This window comes from Streptomyces sp. HUAS MS02, assembly GCF_055702265.1.
Window position 1 is genome coordinate 3,289,873 of the sequence record NZ_CM146747.1, and the last position, 19,966, is coordinate 3,309,838.

General features: G+C 71.5%; 15 protein-coding genes. 6 read left to right on the plus strand and 9 right to left on the minus strand.

Going from position 1 to position 19,966, the window contains the following annotated elements; all coding sequences use genetic code 11:
• Positions 1–75 precede the first annotated feature (75 nt).
• Together typA and ACZ9QC_RS13930 are read right to left on the minus strand one after the other, a co-directional pair.
• Positions 76–1,983 carry a translational GTPase TypA gene (gene typA / locus ACZ9QC_RS13925; RefSeq protein ID WP_217182343.1) on the minus strand — a complete coding sequence of 636 codons (1,908 nt, stop codon included), beginning with the start codon at positions 1,981–1,983 and terminating at the stop codon, positions 76–78.
• A gap of 255 nt (positions 1,984–2,238) precedes the next feature.
• On the minus strand, positions 2,239–4,638 hold the full coding sequence (locus tag ACZ9QC_RS13930; protein WP_472920429.1) for an ABC transporter family substrate-binding protein: 2,400 nt from the start codon (positions 4,636–4,638) through the stop codon (positions 2,239–2,241).
• A 585-nt stretch (positions 4,639–5,223) separates the two neighbouring features.
• Between ACZ9QC_RS13930 and ACZ9QC_RS13935 the strand changes: the two genes are divergently transcribed.
• The 5 genes from ACZ9QC_RS13935 to ACZ9QC_RS13955 all read left to right on the plus strand — a co-directional run bounded on the left by ACZ9QC_RS13935 (position 5,224) and on the right by ACZ9QC_RS13955 (position 11,280).
• Complete coding sequence (locus ACZ9QC_RS13935) at positions 5,224–5,514, plus strand: hypothetical protein (RefSeq protein ID WP_472920430.1); 291 nt, start codon at positions 5,224–5,226, stop codon at positions 5,512–5,514.
• Positions 5,515–5,564: 50 nt separating this feature from the next.
• On the plus strand, positions 5,565–6,401 hold the full coding sequence (locus ACZ9QC_RS13940) for a hypothetical protein (protein WP_184899068.1): 837 nt from the start codon (positions 5,565–5,567) through the stop codon (positions 6,399–6,401).
• A complete protein-coding gene (locus tag ACZ9QC_RS13945) occupies positions 6,401–8,416 on the plus strand; it encodes a fumarate reductase/succinate dehydrogenase flavoprotein subunit (protein ID WP_472920431.1) in 2,016 nt (671 codons plus the stop codon). Before ACZ9QC_RS13940 ends, ACZ9QC_RS13945 begins: the two co-directional genes overlap by 1 nt.
• Positions 8,413–9,189 (plus strand): succinate dehydrogenase/fumarate reductase iron-sulfur subunit, encoded by a 777-nt coding sequence (locus ACZ9QC_RS13950; RefSeq protein ID WP_472920432.1) that lies wholly within the window; start codon positions 8,413–8,415, stop codon positions 9,187–9,189. The genes ACZ9QC_RS13945 and ACZ9QC_RS13950 overlap by 4 nt, the downstream gene beginning before the upstream one ends.
• A 132-nt stretch (positions 9,190–9,321) precedes the next feature.
• Positions 9,322–11,280: a hypothetical protein gene (locus ACZ9QC_RS13955; protein ID WP_472920433.1), complete on the plus strand. Its 1,959-nt coding sequence runs from the start codon at positions 9,322–9,324 to the stop codon at positions 11,278–11,280.
• A gap of 55 nt (positions 11,281–11,335) precedes the next feature.
• Here ACZ9QC_RS13955 and ACZ9QC_RS13960 read toward each other — a convergent pair whose 3' ends face one another.
• The 6 genes from ACZ9QC_RS13960 to ACZ9QC_RS13985 form a co-directional block, all read right to left on the minus strand.
• Positions 11,336–14,125, minus strand: a complete 2,790-nt coding sequence (locus tag ACZ9QC_RS13960) for a SpoIIE family protein phosphatase (protein WP_472920434.1) — start codon at positions 14,123–14,125, stop codon at positions 11,336–11,338.
• Positions 14,126–14,442: 317 nt separating this feature from the next.
• On the minus strand, positions 14,443–14,850 hold the full coding sequence (locus tag ACZ9QC_RS13965; RefSeq protein ID WP_472920435.1) for an ATP-binding protein: 408 nt from the start codon (positions 14,848–14,850) through the stop codon (positions 14,443–14,445).
• 233 nt (positions 14,851–15,083) lie between these two features.
• Positions 15,084–15,491, minus strand: a complete 408-nt coding sequence (locus ACZ9QC_RS13970; protein ID WP_033525549.1) for a (deoxy)nucleoside triphosphate pyrophosphohydrolase — start codon at positions 15,489–15,491, stop codon at positions 15,084–15,086.
• Positions 15,492–15,536: 45 nt separating this feature from the next.
• Entirely contained in the window at positions 15,537–15,737 is a 201-nt protein-coding gene (locus tag ACZ9QC_RS13975; RefSeq protein WP_472920436.1) for an SPOR domain-containing protein, read from the minus strand.
• 446 nt (positions 15,738–16,183) lie between these two features.
• Complete coding sequence (locus ACZ9QC_RS13980; RefSeq protein WP_472920437.1) at positions 16,184–16,936, minus strand: GntR family transcriptional regulator; 753 nt, start codon at positions 16,934–16,936, stop codon at positions 16,184–16,186.
• A 147-nt stretch (positions 16,937–17,083) separates the two neighbouring features.
• Complete coding sequence (locus ACZ9QC_RS13985) at positions 17,084–18,301, minus strand: DUF4190 domain-containing protein (protein WP_472920438.1); 1,218 nt, start codon at positions 18,299–18,301, stop codon at positions 17,084–17,086.
• 250 nt (positions 18,302–18,551) lie between these two features.
• Here ACZ9QC_RS13985 and ACZ9QC_RS13990 point away from each other — a divergent pair, with 250 nt between their 5' ends.
• On the plus strand, positions 18,552–19,658 hold the full coding sequence (locus ACZ9QC_RS13990) for a threonine synthase (protein ID WP_472920439.1): 1,107 nt from the start codon (positions 18,552–18,554) through the stop codon (positions 19,656–19,658).
• A gap of 36 nt (positions 19,659–19,694) precedes the next feature.
• Here the strand turns inward: ACZ9QC_RS13990 and ACZ9QC_RS13995 are convergent, their stop codons facing one another.
• Entirely contained in the window at positions 19,695–19,862 is a 168-nt protein-coding gene (locus ACZ9QC_RS13995; RefSeq protein ID WP_230220345.1) for a hypothetical protein, read from the minus strand.
• Positions 19,863–19,966 lie beyond the last annotated feature (104 nt).

The window sequence follows — 19,966 nt, forward strand, 5'->3', positions numbered from 1 at the left end:
CCGGTCCTCCAGTGCGGGGAGAACCGGGGCTTCGCTCAAGGAAATTGACGCAGCGTCAGCCGAGTCGGCCGAACGTCAGCCGTGCTTGGCGCGGCTCGCGGCACGCGCGCGCTCGCGGGCGTCCAGGTTGACCTTGCGGATGCGCACGGCCTCCGGGGTCACCTCGACACACTCGTCGTCGCGGCAGAACTCCAGGGACTGCTCCAGGGAGAGCTTGCGCGGCGGGACGATCGCCTCGAACGAGTCGGCCGAGGAGGACCGCATGTTCGTGAGCTTCTTCTCCTTGGTGATGTTCACGTCCATGTCGTCGGAGCGCGAGTTCTCACCGACGATCATGCCCTCGTACACCTCGGTGCCGGGCTCCGTGAAGAGCACACCGCGCTCCTGGAGGTTCGTCATCGCGAACGCGGTGACGGCGCCGGCGCGGTCGGCGACGAGCGAGCCGTTGTTACGGGTCTGGAGCGCGCCGAACCAGGGCTCGTGGCCCTCGTGGATGGAGTGCCCGATGCCCGTGCCGCGGGTCTGCGTCAGGAACTCGGTCCGGAAGCCGATGAGGCCGCGGGACGGCACGACGAACTCCATGCGCACCCAGCCGGAGCCGTGGTTCGACATGTTGTCCATCCGGCCCTTGCGGACACCCATGAGCTGCGTGACCGCGCCCATGTGCTCCTCGGGCACGTCGATCGTCATGCGCTCGACCGGCTCGTAGATCTTGCCGTCGACCTCCTTGGTGACGACCTGGGGCTTGCCGATGGTCAGCTCGAAGCCCTCGCGGCGCATCTGCTCGACCAGGATGGCGAGCGCCAGCTCACCACGGCCCTGGACCTCCCAGGCGTCCGGGCGCTCGGTGTCGAGCACGCGGAGGCTGACGTTACCGACCAGCTCGCGGTCCAGGCGGTCCTTGACCTGACGGGCGGTCACCTTGCGGTCCTTGACCGCGGCCTTGTTGTCCGCGCCCTTGCCCGTGCCGCCGCGGCCGACCAGCGGCGAGGTGTTCGTGCCGATGGTCATCGAGATCGCCGGCTCGTCGACCGTGATCAGCGGCAGCGCGATCGGGTTCTCGGGGTCGGCGAGGGTCTCGCCGATCATGATGTCCGAGATACCGGCGACGGCGCAGATGTCACCCGGGCCGGCCACCTCGGCGGGCTTGCGGGTGAGCGCCTCGGTCATCAGCAGCTCGGTGATGCGCACGTTGGACATCGTGCCGTCACGCTTGATCCACGTGACCGTCTGGCCCTTGCGCAGCTCGCCCTGCTCGACGCGGAGCAGCGCGATACGGCCGAGGAAGTTGTCGGCGTCCAGGTTGGTGACGTGCGCCTGGAGCGGGGCCTCCTCGTCGTACGACGGGGCGGGGACGTGCGACAGGATCGTGGAGAAGAACGGCTCCAGGCTGTTGCTGTCGGCCGGGACGGTGCCGTCCTCCGGCTTGGTCAGCGAGGCGACACCGTCACGCGCACACGCGTAGACGATGGGGAACTCGATCTGGTCCTCGTCGGCGTCGAGGTCGAGGAAGAGGTCGTAGGTCTCGTTGACGACCTCGTCGATGCGCGAGTCCGCGCGGTCCGTCTTGTTGATGCACAGGATGACGGGCAGGCGCTGCTGGAGCGCCTTGCGGAGCACGAAGCGGGTCTGCGGCAGCGGACCCTCGGAGGCGTCGACGAGCAGGACCACCGCGTCGACCATCGACAGACCGCGCTCGACCTCGCCGCCGAAGTCGGCGTGACCGGGGGTGTCGATGATGTTGATGGTGATGACGTCGCCGCCATCCTTCGGGTGGTACTTGACCGCCGTGTTCTTGGCGAGGATCGTGATGCCCTTCTCACGCTCCAGGTCGTTCGAGTCCATCATGCGGTCGTCGAGCGACTCGGCGGCGTGCGCGGCGAAGGCACCGGCCTGCTTGAGCATGGCGTCGACCAGAGTGGTCTTGCCGTGGTCGACGTGGGCGACGATGGCAACGTTGCGGATGTCGTGGCGCGTGGCCATAGTGAGGCGCTTCTCCCGGAGTGTGAGGACGGCCTGCGCTGACATCTGTGTCGCGCGGACCCTGCCGGGCTGGACACGCCACGGCCTCACCCCATGGTACGGGGCCGCGGGCACCGAGGCTCCCCGGGCCGCTCCGGCCCAGCTCGGACCGGCTCAGCCCCAGCTCAGACGGGTTCTGGGCCGCCCGGCGCGCGTACGCCGGCCGCCGCCCCGTGCGGTACGGGGCGGCGGCCGGGGTCCGTCGGGGACGGTCCGCTACCTGTCGGCGGGCTGCTTGTCGGTGGGCTGCTTGTCGGTGGGCTGCTCTTCGGCGGACTTCCGATCGGCGGACTGCTCGCCGGTGGGCCGCGCCGGCCCCTTGGCGCCCTTCTTCAGGAAGCCCATGTCCTCGTAGTACGGGGTCTGGAAGCCGAAGGCGCCCGCGTTCGCGAGGCCGGTGCGGACGGCGACCAGCTGGGGCCGCTGGTAGAGGGGGATGGACCCGGCGGCGGCCCAGATGCGGGCGTCCGCCTTGCGGATCAGGGAGCGCGTCCTGCCCTCGTCGAGGCTGGCCACGGCCTGGTCGAAGAGCTGGTCGACCCGGTCGGTGCCGACGCGCGTGTAGTTCTGCTCGACGTTCAGCGAGCCGTCGGCGGCGGGCACCGGCTTGGCGTAGATCGGCCGGGCGTCGGTGGCGGGGTAGGCGGAGGTCGGCCAGGAGTACAGCGCGAGGTCGTACTGCCCGTTCGCGATGTGGTCCTTGAAGTAGCTCTCGTCCGCGACCTTGGAGATCTCCGTACGGATCCCGACGCGGTCCAGCATCGCCGCGATCCGCTCGCCGACGGCCCGCAGCGACTCGGTGCCCGGGCCCGACGGCAGCACGAACCGCAGGGTCAGCAGCTTGCCGTTCTTGGCGAGGGGCCCCTTGGCGGCATCGGCGGGCGCCCGCGTCCCGCGCGGCGCGTACGCGCCGGGCACCCCGCCCGGCTTGAACTGCTTGCCGTCCTGAGCGAGGTTCGCGCCCCGCTCGCCCTCCTTCTCGTCGACGTCGGCGTCGAGACCGGCGTCGAGACCGGCGTCGGAGGGCTTGTCGTCCTGGCCGACGATGTAGGTGCTCTCGTGCGCGGACTCCCGGGAGTCCTGGGAGCCCTTCGAGTCCTCGGAGCCCTTGGAGTCCCCGGAGTCCTTGCTCTCCTTGTCCTTGGCGTCCTTGGCGTCCTTGGCGTCCTTGTCCTCGGAGTCCTTGGCGTCCTTGACGTCCTTGGAGCCGTGCTCCTGTTCGCCCTCCGCTCCGGCTGCCTTCTTGCCGGGCGCGAGGGGGCCGCCCTGTTCCCAGCCGGCGTCGGCGAGGAGGGCGCGCGCCTCGTCGGTGTCCTGGTCGCCGAGGGCGCCGCTGTTGTCGGCGTAGGCGGCCTGGCCGGCGAGGGCGAGGTGGCTGCCGACGGGGACGGCGGGCAGCCCGAGCGGCTTCAGGACGAGCTCGGCGAGCTTCTCCCGGTCGATCGCGCGGGCCACGGCGCGGCGGACCCGCTCGTCGGCGAGGGGGCCGTCGGAACCGTTCAGGGCGAGCTGGGTGTAGGCGGGTTCCAGGGAGCGGCGGACGGTGATGCCACGCAGGGCGGACTGCTGGGCGGTGTACTCGGCGAGGGCCTCGCGCCGTTTCTTCCGGGCGCCGATCTCGTCCTCGGCGGCCTTCTCGTCCGAGCCGTGCGCGATGGCCCAGGAGCGCAGCGCCTGCGCGGATTCGCGCTGCGCGAGCGGCCCCGCCGCCCCCGTGTCCTTCTTGTCACGGTGGGCGAGCGTGATCCGCTCGGCCTGGACCGAGTCGATCTCGGCGATGTCGACCTTGTCACCGGCGAGCGCCTCGACCCGCTCGTCGCGCGGCACGGCCCGCAGTACCAGGGTCGAGAGCTTGGCGGAGCGGCCCCACCAGCGGGGGTTGCGGGTGAGGGTGACCTCGCCGCCCTTGCGGTCGATCTCCTTCAGGGCGAACGGACCGGCGGTGACCTTGAGCTTCTTGCGGGCGCCGTCGTTGAAGGAGTCCGGGGTGCCCATCACCTGTTTCGGGTACAGCGGGGAGAACAGCGACTTCCAGTCGGCGTACGGACGGGCGAAGGTGACCCGGACCTCCAGGTCGTTCTCGCCCCGTTCGATCTTCTCGATGCGTTCGTAGCCGGCGTTCCGTGCCGTCCAGTACGCGGAGTCCTTGCCGGACAGGGCACGCCACTGCGCGGCGAAGTCGGCGGCGCCGATCTCCCGGCCGTCGCTCCACACGGCCTGCTGGTTCAGTTTGTAGAGGACGACCTGCCGGGGCTCGCGTTCGACGACCTTGGCGGACTCCACATAGTCGGAGTTGAGCTCGGGGCGCCCGCTGGGGTCCAGGCGGTACATCGAGGGCAGTACGGCGCCGGCGATCCGCGCGGTGGCCGGGTCGGCGTCCGCCTGGAACGTGTTCAACGTCTCCGGTACGGCGTCCACGGCCCAGCGGAGGGTGCCGCCGTCGGCGACCAGGTTCCGTGCGGCGGGCGCGATGTCCTGCTCGGCGACGGGCCTGCCCGCCGGATCTTCCTCACCGCATCCGCTCAGCACGGGCATCGTGAGCACGCCGGCGGCGAGGAACACCAGCGAGCGGCGCGGGGCGCGCGGTCGAACGCGGTCGTGGGGAATCGGCGTCATGGCGACCTCCTCGCTCCGCGGTGGGAGAACGGGGACGGGGGTGGCTCTGATCACGTTCGGCGGTATATGGAGCTGATCAGACGGATGCGGCCCACTGAAGAGGACGACGCGGGCGCGGGGCCGCCGACACGACGAGGGGGCGCCGGAACCCACCCGTTTGGCCGCGCGGCCCCTCCGGGGTGGGGGCGGGTGGGTGCGTTGTCGGGTGCGGCTCCGGTGGGGCTTCTCGCGCAGTTCCCCGCGCCCCTGAAAAGCCGGGGCTGTGCCCCGCGCTTTTCATCCCGCGGCCCCGTCGCCCTTCAAGCCCGCAGAGCCGTGGTCTTTCGAGCCCGCAGGGCCATGGTCTTTCAGGCCCGCAGAGCCGTGGTCTTTCAGGCCCGCAGGGTCTGATCTTCAGGGGCGCGGGGAGCTGCGCGAGCAACCCCCACCGGAGCCGCGCCCGACAACGCACCCACCCGGCCCACCCCCACCCGCGCAAAAGAAAACCGCAAACCGCTTCCCACCGGCAGGTGTGACGCGCGACACTCGCAGGCGCATGAACATTGCCGCCTTGGGGCCCACACCCCCTGAAAGCGAGGGCAAGTCATGTCCGTGCACGACGACTTGACGTCGGTCCGGCGCTGCCTGGACGAGCTGACCCGGTCCGTACGCCGCCTGGAACAGCAACTCGGCGGCAGCGGCCTGGAGATACGCCGCGTCCGTACCGATGCCGACCACCTGCGCGAAAGCATCGCGCTGCTCGGCGACGCCGCCGCCTCCCTGGCGAAGCCGCGCCGTCCCGACCTCGTCCCCATCCCCGACACCCCGTACGACAGCTCCCTGTGGACGGACTCGGACGACGAGGGCCTCGGCTCCCGCGGCCGCCGCGCCCCCTGACCACCGTCGTCCGCCCACCCCCGACAACCAACCCGACCGGGAGTCCCCCGTTGGCCACTGGTACGGAACCACCGGCAACAGAACCCCTTCCACAGCGCGGCGGCGTGCGGACCCGTACGCGCGCCGCGATCTCCGCCCCGCATCTGCGCACCGACCGCTGGTGGCTGGCCCCCGCCGCCACGGCCGCCGGACTGCTCGCCTTCATCGTGTACTCGACCTGGCGGGCCTTCGCGGACGAGCACTACTACGCGGCCCCGTACGTCTCGCCGTTCTACTCGCCCTGTCTGGCGGAACGCTGCGAGCCCATGCACGGCGGCCCCAACTGGGAGATCTTCGGCGGCTGGTGGGGCATCTCACCGGCGATCATCATCCTGATCTTCCCGCTCGGCTTCCGCTTGACCTGCTACTACTACCGCAAGGCCTACTACCGGGGCTTCTGGGCGTCCCCGCCCGCCTGCGCCGTGGCCGAGCCGCACAAGAAGTACTCGGGCGAGACCCGCTTCCCGCTGATCCTGCAGAACCTGCACCGGTACTTCTTCTACGCCGCCCTGCTGGTCGCCGGCATCCTCACCTACGACACGGTCCTCGCGTTCCGTGACGAGCACTACGAGTGGGGCCACATGGGCCTCGGCACCCTCGTGTTCCTCGTCAACATCGTGCTGATCTGGGCGTACACCCTCTCCTGCCACTCGTGCCGGCACATCGTCGGCGGCAAGCTCAAACACTTCTCCAAGCATCCCGTGCGCTACCGGATGTGGCAGTGGGTCGGCCGACTGAACGCCCGTCACATGCTGCTCGCCTGGGCCTCGTTGGTGAGCGTGGCGCTCGCCGACTTCTATGTGTACCTGGTCGCGTCCGGCGCCTTCGACGATCCGAGGTTGTTCTGATGTCCGTGGTCGAGCGACAGGAGTGGGACGTCGTCGTGATCGGCGCCGGCGGCGCCGGACTGCGCGCCGCGATCGAGGCCCGCGAGCGGGGCGCCCGTACGGCCGTGATCTGCAAGTCCCTGTTCGGCAAGGCCCACACGGTGATGGCCGAGGGCGGTATCGCGGCCGCCATGGGCAACGTCAACTCCGGTGACAACTGGCAGGTCCACTTCCGCGACACCATGCGCGGCGGCAAGTTCCTCAACCAGTGGCGGATGGCCGAGCTGCACGCCAAGGAGGCCCCCGACCGGGTCTGGGAGCTGGAGACCTGGGGCGCCCTCTTCGACCGTACGAAGGACGGCCGGATCTCGCAGCGCAACTTCGGCGGCCACGAGTACCCGCGCCTCGCCCACGTCGGCGACCGTACGGGCCTGGAGCTGATCCGCACCCTCCAGCAGAAGATCGTCGCCCTCCAGCAGGAGGACCACAAGGAGACCGGTGACTACGAGTCCCGGCTGAAGGTCTTCCAGGAGTGCACCGTCACCCGGGTGCTGAAGGACGGCGACCGGGTGTCCGGGGCGTTCGCGTACGAGCGCGAGTCGGGGCGTTTCTTCGTGCTGGAGGCACCTGCCGTCGTCATCGCCACCGGGGGCATCGGCAAGTCCTTCAAGGTGACGTCGAACTCGTGGGAGTACACGGGTGACGGGCACGCGCTGGCGCTGCTCGCGGGCGCGCCGCTGCTGAACATGGAGTTCGTGCAGTTCCATCCGACGGGCATGGTCTGGCCGCCGTCGGTGAAGGGCATCCTCGTCACGGAGTCGGTGCGCGGCGACGGCGGAGTGCTCAGGAACTCCGAGAACAAGCGGTTCATGTTCGACTACATCCCGGACGTCTTCAAGGAGAAGTACGCGGAGTCCGAGGAGGAGGGCGACCGCTGGTACGAGGACCCGGACCACAACCGGCGCCCGCCCGAGCTGCTGCCGCGCGACGAGGTGGCGCGGGCCATCAACGCCGAGGTGAAGGCGGGCCGGGGCTCACCGCACGGCGGGGTCTTCCTGGACGTGTCGACCCGGATGCCGGCGGAGACCATCCGGCGCCGACTCCCCTCCATGTACCACCAGTTCAAGGAGCTGGCGGACGTCGACATCACGGCGGAGGCCATGGAGGTCGGGCCCACCTGTCACTACGTGATGGGCGGGATCGCGGTCGAGTCGGACACGGCGGCGGCGCGCGGGGTACCGGGCCTGTTCGCGGCCGGTGAGGTGGCCGGCGGGATGCACGGCTCCAACCGGCTGGGCGGCAACTCCCTCTCCGACCTGCTGGTCTTCGGCCGCCGGGCCGGCCTGCACGCGGCCGAGTACGCGGCGGGCCTGGCCGGTGCGCGCCCTCCGGTGGACGACATCGAGGTCGACACGGCCGCCGCCGAGGCGCTGCGCCCGTTCTCCGCCGAGGGCCCCGCGCCCGGGCAGTCGGAGACGGCGGGGGGCTCACCGCCGGAGAACCCGTACACCCTCCACCAGGAACTTCAGCAGGCCATGAACGACCTGGTCGGCATCATCCGCCGCGAGGGCGAGATGGAGCAGGCGCTGGCGAGACTCGCCGATCTGCGGGTACGGGCGCGCCGGGCGGGTGTCGAGGGGCACCGGCAGTTCAACCCGGGCTGGCATCTCGCCCTGGACCTGCGGAACATGCTGCTGGTCAGCGAGTGCGTGGCGAGGGCCGCGCTGGAGCGTACGGAGTCCCGGGGCGGTCACACCCGCGAGGACCATCCGACGATGTCCCGCGACTGGCGTCGGATCAACCTGCTGTGCCGGCTCACCGATCCGGCGGCCGATCCCACAACCGATCCCACGGCCGGTCCGACGACAGGAACGGCCGCGACAGGAACGGCGACAGGGGCGGCACCAGGCGATGCCGTCGTCGGCGCGATCGCCCTCACCCGAGAGACCACCGAACCCATCCGTCCCGACCTGCTCGCCCTGTTCGACAAGGAGGAGCTGGTCAAGTACCTCGCCGAAGAGGAGCTGTACGAGTGAGCAGCTACGAGGCCCGCTTCAAGGTGTGGCGGGGCGATGTGCGGGGCGGCGGTCTGGAGGACTTCGCGGTCGAGGTCAACGACGGCGAAGTGGTGCTGGACATCGTCCACCGCCTCCAGGCCACCCAGGCCCCCGATCTGGCGGTCCGCTGGAACTGCAAGGCGGGCAAGTGCGGTTCGTGCTCGGCGGAGATCAACGGGCGGCCCCGGCTGATGTGCATGACCCGCATGTCGGTGTTCACGCGGGAGGAGACGATCACCATCACCCCCCTGCGCGCCTTCCCCGTGGTCCGCGACCTCGTCACCGACGTCGGCTTCAACTACCAGAAGGCGCGTGAGGTCCCGGCCTTCGTACCGCCCGAGGACCTCGGCCTGGGCGAGTACCGGATGATGCAGGAGGACGTGGACCGCTCGCAGGAGTTCCGCAAGTGCATCGAGTGCTTCCTGTGCCAGGACACCTGCCATGTCGTCCGCGACCACGAGGAGAACAAGTCGGCGTTCGCCGGCCCCCGCTTCCTGATGCGGGTCGCCGAGCTCGACATGCACCCCCTGGACGCGGCGGCCGACACCGGGCTCGACCGCAAGACGACCGCCCAGGACGAGCACGGGCTCGGCTACTGCAACATCACCAAGTGCTGCACGGAGGTCTGCCCCGAGGGCATCAAGATCACTGACAACGCGCTGATCCCGCTGAAGGAGCGGGCGGCGGACCGCAAGTACGACCCGCTGGTGTGGCTGGGCTCGAAGATCAGGAGGCGCTCCTCGACGGGGTGAGGCCCCGGGCGGCTCCCCCACTCCGGCCCACCCCGCTCGCGGGCGCCCGGCACCGGTCATACGCTCCCGAATGTGACGTCGCGTCTGAGAAGGAGCCGAGCGCGCGGGGCCACGTCCCACATAGCCGTGCGCGTGGCCCACACCGCGTTCGGGGGGCTCGTGGCCCTGGCGTGGCTCCTGCTGCCCACGGCGACACGGGCGGCCCCGGAGGGGCGCCCCACGGGCCCGCACGCCCCTTCCGGGTCCGTGGCCCGGGTCATGGGTCCCCCCGTCGGCGAGTGGCCCGCGGCCGCCGCGCCCGGTCGGCTCGTCGTGGCACCGGCCACCGACGGCGACAGGAGCGCGGCTCCGGCCGACGACAGCTCCGGCTCGGATCTGATCCTGCCGGTGGCGGCCGCGGGCACGGCCGTCGCCGTCGCCGCGTACTCCCTCGTACGGCGCAGGCGCCGCACCCGGCTGCGCACGACCCCGACCGGCGTCTACGAGCCTCCCACCACCCCCCTGTCCGATGTGCACAGCCGCGCCCGACGCCTGCTCGTCGAGACCGACGACAGCATCCGCACCAGCACGGAGGAACTCGCTTTCGCGGCAGCCCGCCCGGGCCGAGCCCCCGGCGCCCCGCTCGGGGAGGGACCACCGGAACCGGACGCGATGGGGCGGGAAGCCGACGAGCAGGACACGGGGAAGCCGGACACCGACGCGCCGGACACCGGGAAGCCCGACGCGGACAGACGGAACACGGAACAGCCGGACGCAGACGGACGGGACGCCGCAAGTCCCGGCACGGAGGCCCCAGCTGCGGAGAGTCCGAACGCCGACCAGCCAGCCCCTCAGGAACCGGCGACCGACGTGCCGGATCACGAGAGCCCGGAATCGGAGCAGCCGGAATCGGAGCAGCCGGACAAGGTGAAATCCTCGGCAGTCACCCCCGGCGGGTCCCACCGAGAGAAACCATCGGCGGTCGGCCCCAGCCGGCCCCACCTCGGCGGGTCCGACGAGGAGAGACTAACGGGAGTCGGCCCCAGCCGGCCCCACGAGGCGAAGCCGTTCACGCTCGATCCGGCTCAGCCCTTCGTGGAGACGCCCGCGGCGCGGGACGCGGTGCGGCCGTTCGTGGAGGCGTTGGCGGACGCGCGGGGTGAGCTGGTGGCCGCGTTCGGGGCGGGCCAGCGGCTGGACGAGGAGGGCGGCTCGCTGACGCCCGAAGAGGAGCGCGCGCTGCTGGAGGAGATCCTCACCCGGTGCACCACGGCACAGCGGCGACTCGACACGGCGACCCCCGCCTTCGATCAACTCCGTTCCCTGGAGCGGGACATCATCCCCGCCCTGGAGCACGCGGAGGCCCGCTTCCGTGAGCTGACCGGCCGTACCGCGACCGCCTCCACCACCCTCACCGCCCTCCGCGACACCTACGCCCCCGCCGCCTCCCTCCCCGTCACCGGCCACGTCGAGCAGGCCAAGGACCGCCTGGTCTTCGCCACCACCGAACTGAACCGGGCCCGTCAGTCCGCCTACCCCGGCGACCTGGACACCGCGGCCGTCCACCTGCGGGCCGCCGAGGGCGCGATCGACCAGGCGGACCTGTTCGTGACCGGGGTGGAGCGGCTCGCCGCGGAGCTGGCCCGCGCCACCGAGCTGGCCAAGCAGGGCGAGCCCCCCACGGGCCGGCACGACGACCCCCTCGACGTCCTGCGCCGCCAGGGCCGCTGGCGGCTGCCGTCCCGCAGCACCGTCGCGGCCGCGGCCGACTTCATCACCACCCACCGGGCGGCGGTGGGCGTACGGGCCAGGACCCGGCTGTCGGAGGCGGAACGGCACCTGATGCTGGACGCCGGCGACGCCGAGAACTCCGACCACGCCCGGCGCGCGGAAACCCTCGCCCGCGAGGCCCGCGACCTGGCCGAGCAGGACGTACGGGCCCACGGCAACCCGTACGGCGGCCCGGTCGGTGACGGCCTCGCCGGAGCTCTCCTGGGCGGCATCATCCTCGGCGAGCCCCCCGACGGCACCGGCCGAGCGGACCTACGGGGCCCCGCCTGCTACGGAGGAACGGCCACCCGCGCCCGCAGAGCGAGAAGCGGCCGGTTCTGAACAGCCGGGTCGCACCCGCGCCCTGTCAGGGCGCACGGAACCGCGTGCCCCGGCCCTAGAACAGGCTCAGCAACGCCTCCGCCGGATCAGTCAGCCCGTGCTCCCCGCCCGGCAACGGCAGTTCGAACCACACCGTCTTGCCGCGAGGCGTCCGGCGCGAGCCCCACGCGGCGGAGAGCAGCCCGACCAGCTGCAACCCCCGTCCGCCCTCGTCCGTGTCCCGTGCACGACGCCGACGCGGCTGCACGAGCCCGGCGTCCCACACCTCGCACACCAGCGTCCGGTCCAACAGCAGCCGCAGCCGTATCTCGCCCTCGCCGTACCGCAGCGCATTGGTGACCAGCTCGCTGACCAGCAGTTCCGCGGTGTCGACGAGCGGTTCCAGATCCCACGCCAGCAGCCGGCCGCGCGCGTACTCACGGGCGCGTCCCACGCTGCGCGGCTCACGCGGCAGGGTCCAGTCGCCGACGGAGTCCTCCGGCAGCCCCTGCACACGGGCCATCAGCAGCGCGATGTCGTCCTCGCCGTGGTGGGTGTCGAGGGTGTTGAGGACGTGGTCGCACACGTCCTCCAGGGACCGCGGCGTGTCCGCGCGGAGCGTGGTCGGCGGCTGTCCGGGGTCGGTGAGCGCACCGACGAACGCCTGGAGCCCCTCGTCGAGGGGGTGGTCGCGGGATTCGACCAGTCCATCCGTGTAGAGCGCCAACAGTGCGCCTTCGGGTAGTTCGACCTCCACCTCCTCGAACGGTTCGCCGCCGACGCCGAGCGGCATGCCGGGCGGCACGTCGAGCATCAGCGCGCTCTCGCCCGGCTCGACCAGCACCGGCGGCAGATGGCCGGCGTTGGCGAAGGTGCAGCGACGGGTCACCGAGTCGTAGACGGCGTAGACGCACGTCGCGAGGTAGACCTCCGAGAGGTCCTTGTCGTGGGGCCGGCTGGCGGCGGTGCGGGAGGCCGACTGGACGCCGCCGGGGGTGCCGAGGCCCCGGGCGATCTCGTCGAGCGCCGAGAGGACCTCGGCGGGCTCCAGGTCCAGCAGGGCCAACGTGCGTACGGCCGTACGAAGTTCACCCATGGCCACCGCTGCCCGCAGTCCGCGTCCCATCACGTCGCCGACGACGAGTGCCGTGCGGTGACCGGGGAGTTCGATGACGTCGAACCAGTCGCCGCCGACCTCGGTGGCCGCGTTGCCCGGCAGATAGCGACAGGCGATGTCGAGCCCGGAGGCCTCGGGGTCGCCGGGCGGCAGCAGGGAGCGCTGCAGGATGAGGGCGCGTTCGTGTTCGCGCCGGTAGAGGCGCGCGTTGTCGATGCAGACGGCGGCGCGCGCGGCCAGTTCGACGGCGAGGCCCCGGTCGCGCTCCCCGAACGGCTCACTGCCCTTGGTCCGCGAGAACTGCACGAGTCCGACGACGGTGTCGTGCGCGACCATCGGCACGGCGAGCGTCGACTGGATCAGGTTGCCCTCCTCGGGCACCTGTTGGGGGCGGGCGGTGCGCAGGGCGTCCGCGCAGGGCGAGTTGAACGGATAGTGGTGGACGGCACCGACCCTGACGGGGGCGGGTCCGCCGACGAAGGGCGCGTCGGAGACGGCGCTGGAGAAGGCGACCCGGCGCAACTCGGCGCTGCCGTCGGCGAGTCCGGGCGGTGTCTCGTCGCCCACCAGCAGGCCCTGGTAGAGGTCGACGGTGGCCAGGTCGCAGAAGCCGGGGACGACGACGTCGAGGAGTTCGCGGGCGGTGGTCTCCAGATCGAGGGAGTTGCCGATGCGCGTCCCGGCCTCGTTGAGGAGGGCGAGATTCCGCCGGGCGGCGGCCGCTTCACGGGCGGCGGAGCGGCGGGCCGTGATGTCGGTGGCGAGCCAGGCGATGCCGATGGGGCGGCCGGTGCCGCTGTGTACGCGGAAGAGGTTGATGGACCAGTGGCGGCGCTCCTCGGAGCCGGGCACGAAGCCCGTGATGTGCATGTCCGTGATCGAGTCGCCGGTCTCCATGACCCGCCGCAGGGTCGCCTCGACCCGCTCGGCCTCCGGGGACTGCAGATAGTCGTGGACGCCTCGGCCCCGGTGGTCGTCGACCTCGCCACCGTAGATGGAGGCGAAACGCCGGTTGGCGCGCCTGACCCGCAGATCGGTGTCTATCAGAAGGAACCCGAACGGAGATTGGCCGAATATCGCCTGCGAAGCGGCAAGGTCGGTCTCTATCCGGCGCAGGGTCCGGACGTCCACGACGATGCACACGGCGGCCCGTTCACCGCCGTCCGCGGTGGTGGGCATCACATAGACCTCGGCGAGCCCCTCCTCCCCGTCGGGGCCCGGCATACGGAAGGGGACCACCCCGGTCCACTCCCGCCCGTCGAGGACCTCGGCCATCTTCCGCTGGCCCTCCGCACGCCGATCGGGGTCGACGAACGACTCGATGGGATCCATCCCCAGAGCCCGTTCCGCCGAAATACCGAACAACTGCTCGGCCCGCAGGCTCCACTGGTCGACGAGTCCGTCGGGACCGATCGAGAACGAGGCGACCTTGATGTAGTCGTACATGGACCCGGGCGGGCTGGTCTGCCACATCGGGTCACCGGCCGCGTGACCACCCATGAAACCCGGCCCGTCGGCGGGTCCGACCGTCCCGGCGGCGGATCCGACCGCCCCCTGGGCGGAGTCTGCCGCCCCGTCGGTCGATCCGGCCGCCCCGCCGGCGGACGCGGCCGCCGTACTGTCGCGTGCGGCGCCGCTGTCGCGAGTGGCTCCGCCCAGGCCGGAATCGTCTGCGGCCTCGGGCCTCGCGCGGTCCGACGGGTTCCCTGACCCCGTGGACTTCGTGGCCTTCGCTGGTATCTCGCTCACGCGAACCGTCCCCTCCAGCTCACCGCGTCCGGCTTCGGTCACCAGGGGCGGCTGCCCGCAGTATCCAGCACTACGGCGCCGCACAACACGGTGTTCACGATCACAGCACGGTCCCGATCGTTTTTGGACCGGCTGCGACATACTCCCAAGTCTTCTAACCAGGCGTTGCCCCCTCGAATCAAAGACTCCAGCCAGCGCTACTGGCTTGAACCAGTCGGTCGCACGCGCGCCCCCAGGAGCCGCCCCCTCCCCCCTGCCGTACGCCGTGAACCCCCGTCGTGCACCCGCGCCATCGCCCAGTACGTCGACAAGGTCGCTCAGCCGGGAACCGCCAGCTCGAACCAGACGGTCTTGCCCGTCTCCCCGGGGCGGGTACCCCAGGCTCGCGAGGAACAGGCCACCAACTGCAGCCCCCGGCCGCTCTCGTCGTCGACATCGGCCGCGCGTTCGCGTGGTGGATCGGGCAACGGGTCGGAGACCTCGACCAGGAGCGCCCCGGAGGGGTCGGTGGGACGCACGAGTCGCACTCCGATGGGTCCCGTCGCGTGCCTCAGCGCGTTGGTCACCAGTTCGCTCACCAACAGGGCGGTGATGTCCGCGAGCACGTCCAGCCCCCACTCGCGCAGCTGCGCCCGCACCACCGCACGAGCGTCCCGCACCGCCCCCGGCTGCGCGGGGAAGGTCCACTCGGCGCAGTCGTCTCCGCTGTCGATCACGCCGATCACTTCCCAGTCCAGAAGCAGGCCCTGTCCGGTTTCATGGGGTTAATGGGCACATACCCGATATCCAGCCCGAAGTACCGCGCACGAGGGCGCACTGTGGCACGAACGGCGTAGCGGCGACAACCCTCAGATGCCGCCCCCACCCCATGAGGGCGCCGGGAACTGCGCGAACGAGGTCCGAGGCAGAGCCCCGAGTCTTCGACGCCGCCGAAGTCGGGGCGGAAGGGGCGGCGGGGTCACACTCCCCCGTCCCCCCAAGCCAGCCGCGCCGCCTCCATCACCGCCGGCACGTCCTGGTCCAGCCAGTCGACGTCCCACACCTCGTCCACGGTCAGCCAGCGCAGCTCGTCATGGTCCTCCAGCGCCCGAGGCTCACCGGACAGCAGATGCGCGATCCACACGCGCAGCACATAGCCCGGCCGCACCACCCACTCACCGGGCACCCGCTCCGCGGACTTCGCCTCGACGCCCAACTCCTCGCGCAGCTCACGCACGAGCGCCTGCTCGGGCGACTCGTCGGGCTCCACCTTGCCGCCCGGCAGCTCCCACCGCCCGGCCAGCTCAGGCGGTGCGCTGCGGCGCGCGGCGAGCAGTCGGCCGCCGCTCAGCAGAGCGGCGCCCACCACCACGATCGGTTCGGTCATGCGCGGGAGCCTACGGGAGCGGACACGGACGCCGGGCGGGGTGCGTCACTTACTCCCACTCATCCCGTTCTGGCTGTTCTGCCCGATACGTTCGACCCAGTAGAGCTGCTTGTGGCCGCGGTCGTCGAGACTGTCCGCGATCTTCTGCGCTTCTGCGCGCGTCGCGTACCTGCCCACCCGGTAGCGATTGCCGTTGTCGTCCTGCCGTATGACGAGCCAGGGAAGAGTGATCGTGCCGTCGTTCATCGACCCCCACCGCTCCTTCCCGCCCCGGCCCCTCCAGGTCCCGCCCCCGGATGTCGCCGCGCCCCGCCACCTAAGGAAACCGCAATCCGCATATGCCCGAGCGTACGCCTAACCTTCACACAGCGAATCCGACTTCTCACAAAGAGGTACGCAACCAGCCAAGACGAGGGGGGCGCACTCCGTCGAACGCGCCGCCGATCACCACCCGCGCGCCCCCCAACGCTCCGACGAGCAGCGGTCCCGCGCCCTTCGCGCGAGACGGGCACCTACCGGGCGCCCCGACGACCCGCCGCCAAGAACGACCGAATTCGAACTACGTTCGGACGGTTCCCCCAGGGCTGTGGTGGTTTCAACTTCCCTCCGGCAAGGGCCACTTGACCCATGCCCGCGTCACCGTCCGCTACACACGGATTCCGCCGGATTCCCGAACGGGCCGCTCTCCGGCTTCACTTCACCGGCAGGTGGTACGCCACCTGGTAACGGTCCGCCGGCACCACCACGTCCGCCGTCTCCACCGGGCGCCCGGAGGCGAAGTAGGTGCGGTGGACGACCAGGACGACATGCCCGGGGACACCGCCGAGGGCGAGCAGTTCGTCGGCCAGGCCGGGGCGGGCGCCGACCTCCTCGGTGACGTTGTCCACGACCACGTCGATGGCGGCCATGCGCTCGACGACGCCCATACCGCCGAGGGGACCCTCCTCCGGGAGCATCACGGGGGTGCGGCCGGTGAGGGCGAGGGGCTCCCAGGAGGTGGAGAGCATCATCGTCTCGCCCGCGTCCCGGAAGGTGTACCTGGTGCACATCACGCGGTCGCCGGGCTGGATCGCGAGCCGCTCGGCGATCGCCCCTCCCGCCTCGACCTGCTCGCTGCGCGACTCCCAGGTGCCGCGCGCCGCGGCGTCGGCCTGCTCCTGCCGGAAGGGTGTGGCGCCCCCTGCGGGCCGGAAGCCGGAGCGGGCGACCCGGCGCGGCACCGGCCGCTCTCGCACATATGTGCCCGACCCTGAGCGGCCTTCCACCAGCCCCTCGGCCATGAGGACCTTGCGGGCCTCCAGCGCGACCGTGTCCGAGACGCCGTACTCCTCGCGGATACGGGCCTGGGAGGGGAGGCGGGTGTGCGGTGGCAGCGATCCGTTCACGATCTTCCTGCGGAGATCACCCGCGACACGCAAGTACGCCGGCTGCTCACCGAAAGTCACTGGCCGCTCCCATCTGGATGTACAGACAGCAACAGCCTGGCAACCGTGGGTTCAGCCATGCAAGCAAAGGCCAGAGAATCACTCGATGTGATGACATGTGCCCGGGGAGGGCTTTACGCAGGCACTTTCTCCCCGCTATGGATGCGATCACACCTCCGCGCCGGGCCCGTCCTCGCCGCCGCCCTCGCCGGTGTCCTCGTCGTCGTACGTCGGCGGCTCGGTGGCCAGCCCCAGAGCCTCGCGCGCGGTGATGGCCTTGGATCCGTCGGTCAGTCGGTGCGCCGCGTCCCAGCGGTCGGTGAAGTCGTCGGCGTCGTCCGCCTCGTGCGCCGCCTCCCACTCCTCGCGCGCCTCGTCCAGGGCCTCGGCGTAGTCGGTGACGTCACGCTCGGCGGTGGGTTCCCAGTCGTGCGCGCGCAAGGCGGCCGTCTGCCGCTCCAAGGCGTCGACCACCTGTGAGGCCCACTCCTTGTGCCCGGCCAGGTCGTCCTCGACGTACTCCGTCTCAGGCATCCCGTCGAAGGCGCCGTTCAGGATCGCGTCGGCCTCCAGGAAGGCGAGCTGGTCGTCGTCGAGGGTCGTCCGGTCCTGCCGCAGCGAGCCCCTCAGGTGGGCCTTCGGGTCGACGTTGCCGAACATGCAGGTGATCTCGCGGTCGCCGTACCGCCAGCTCTCCCGCGTGGGCGTGAAGTAGTAGACGTCGACGTCGTCCGGGAGCGCCCAGGTGTCCATCGCGTACGCCTCCGAGTACCCGTAGCACCGGTCGTCGGCGGCATCGGTGACGGCGTCGTCGCCCGGGAAGTCACCGCCGCCGTCCGGCATCGCGAAGGAAGCGAACACCTCGGCGTCGTGCGCACCGTCGCACGGCACGATGTCGACGTCGTACGCGTACCCCTCCAGGGAGCCGCTGCGCGAGTCGAAGCACTCGCCCTTCGCCACGGAGAACGTGCCACCCGCGCCGCTCGCCACGTCGCGGAAGCCGTCGTACGCGTCGCGCGCGCCGCCCGTGGTGAAGGCGAGGGTCATCAGCAGCGCGCCCACCGTCGACAGCACGATTCCGGCCACCGCCATGCCCTTGCCGCGTTCCCCCTTCCTCCTGATCTGCGCCAGCGCGACGACGCCCAGGACCAGCCCGATCCCCGGCAGAAAGCAGAGCACCCCGAGCACGAGCGCGGCGATCGCGAGCCCGTTGACGGGCGGGGTGGGCGCCCACGCCGGATACGGCTGCCCCCAGGCCCGACCCCAGGGCCCGCCGGCCGCCCCATACGGATACGGCTGCCCACCCTCCGGCAGCGGCTGCCCCGGCGGCGGGAACGGGCCACCTCCGTGAGGCGGCTGGGGCCCGAGGGGCGGGGGTGTGGCCACGGGTGCGGGTACTCCTTGCGGCGAGTAGCGGGGAACTGAGGGGAACTGACGTACGACTGGGCGCATGGTAAGCGGGTGCCGGGCGCGTTGAACACGCCTGGGCGCCCCCGGGCGCCCCCGGGCGGCGCCAAGTACGCGGGCTCGCGGGGCTCGCGGCCGGCCTCGCCGCCCCTCCCCCTCCCCCTCCGCCGCGACCCCAGCCACCACTGCCGCATCTGCCGACCCGCCTCGCCCGAACTAACCTGCGTGCATGACCCCTCTGCCGGATCGCTTCTGCCCGACGGACGGAACGCGCGTCCCCGCCGCCTCCCTCGCCTGGTGCTGCCCGGCCTGCCGAGGCCCCCTGGACCTGGACTTCGCGCCCACACCCGCATCGCTCAAGTCCCTCTCCGGCCGGGTGAACTCGCTCTGGCGCTACGCGGAATGCCTCCCCCTGGCGTCGCCCACGGTCTCGCTGGGCGAGGGCCGGACCCCGCTCGTCGAACTGCGGGAGGGCGTCCAGGCCAAGCTCGACTTCCTGATGCCGACGCTGTCCTTCAAGGACCGGGGCGCGGTGCTCCTCGCCGAGCTGGCCCTGCGGCTGGGGCCCCGGCAGGTGATCGCCGACAGCAGCGGCAACGCCGGCACGGCGGTCGCCGCGTACTGCGCGCGGGCCGCGCTGCCCTGCACGGTGTACGTCCCGGTCGGCACGTCGGACAAGAAGCTGGAGCAGATCGAAGCGCACGGCGCGCGGCTCCACCTCGTCGACGGCGACCGCGAGGCCACGGCCCGGGTCGCCCGCGCGGCGGCGGACGAGGACGGCGTCTTCTACGCCTCGCACGTCTACAACCCGTACTTCCTGCACGGCACCAAGACATATGTCCACGAACTGTGGGAGGACCTCGGCGGGCGCCTCCCCGAAGTGATCGTCGTACCGGTGGGCAACGGCACGCTGCTGCTGGGCGCGTCCCTGGCCGTCGCCGAACTGCACGCGGCGGGCCTCATCGACCGCCGACCCGCCCTCTACGCCGTCCAGTCCGCCGCCGTGGCGCCGCTCGCCCACGCCTGGACCGAGGGAGCCGACGACCTCGTCGGAGACACACCCGTGGCACCCACCTTCGCCGAGGGCATCGCCATCCCCCGCCCGCCCCGGGCCCGCCAGATCCTCCGCGCCGTACGCGACTCGGGCGGCGCCTTCCTCACCGTGACGGAGGACCAGATCCGCCACGCCCAACGCGACCTGGCCTCCCGCGGCCTGTACGTCGAGTCCACGGGCGTGGCCTGCTGGGCGGCGGTGCGGGAGGGAGCGCTCGGGTCACGCACGGCGGTGGTGCCGCTGTGCGGCGCGGGCGTGAAGACGGGGCTGGCGGGGAGCTGACCGACGAGGACGAGGGCCCTCGGGGGCGGGCCGGGCTCAGTACGCCGCGTACAGCATCAGCGCGAGGAAACCCGCCCCGACCGCCGTCAGCAGCATGCTGCTGCGCTTGTGCCCCACCCACAACAGGAGCGCTCCGGCGGCGACCGCCAGCACCCGGAACTCTCCGTTGAACACGACGAGCACGCCGAGTATCGCCAATGCCACCCACATGTGGTCCCCCTCCCGGCCCGACACACCTACCTGCCGAAAAGCTGCCCACCCCAGGAGATCGACACCCCGGAACCCCGCCTTCCTGCAGGCCCCGCTCG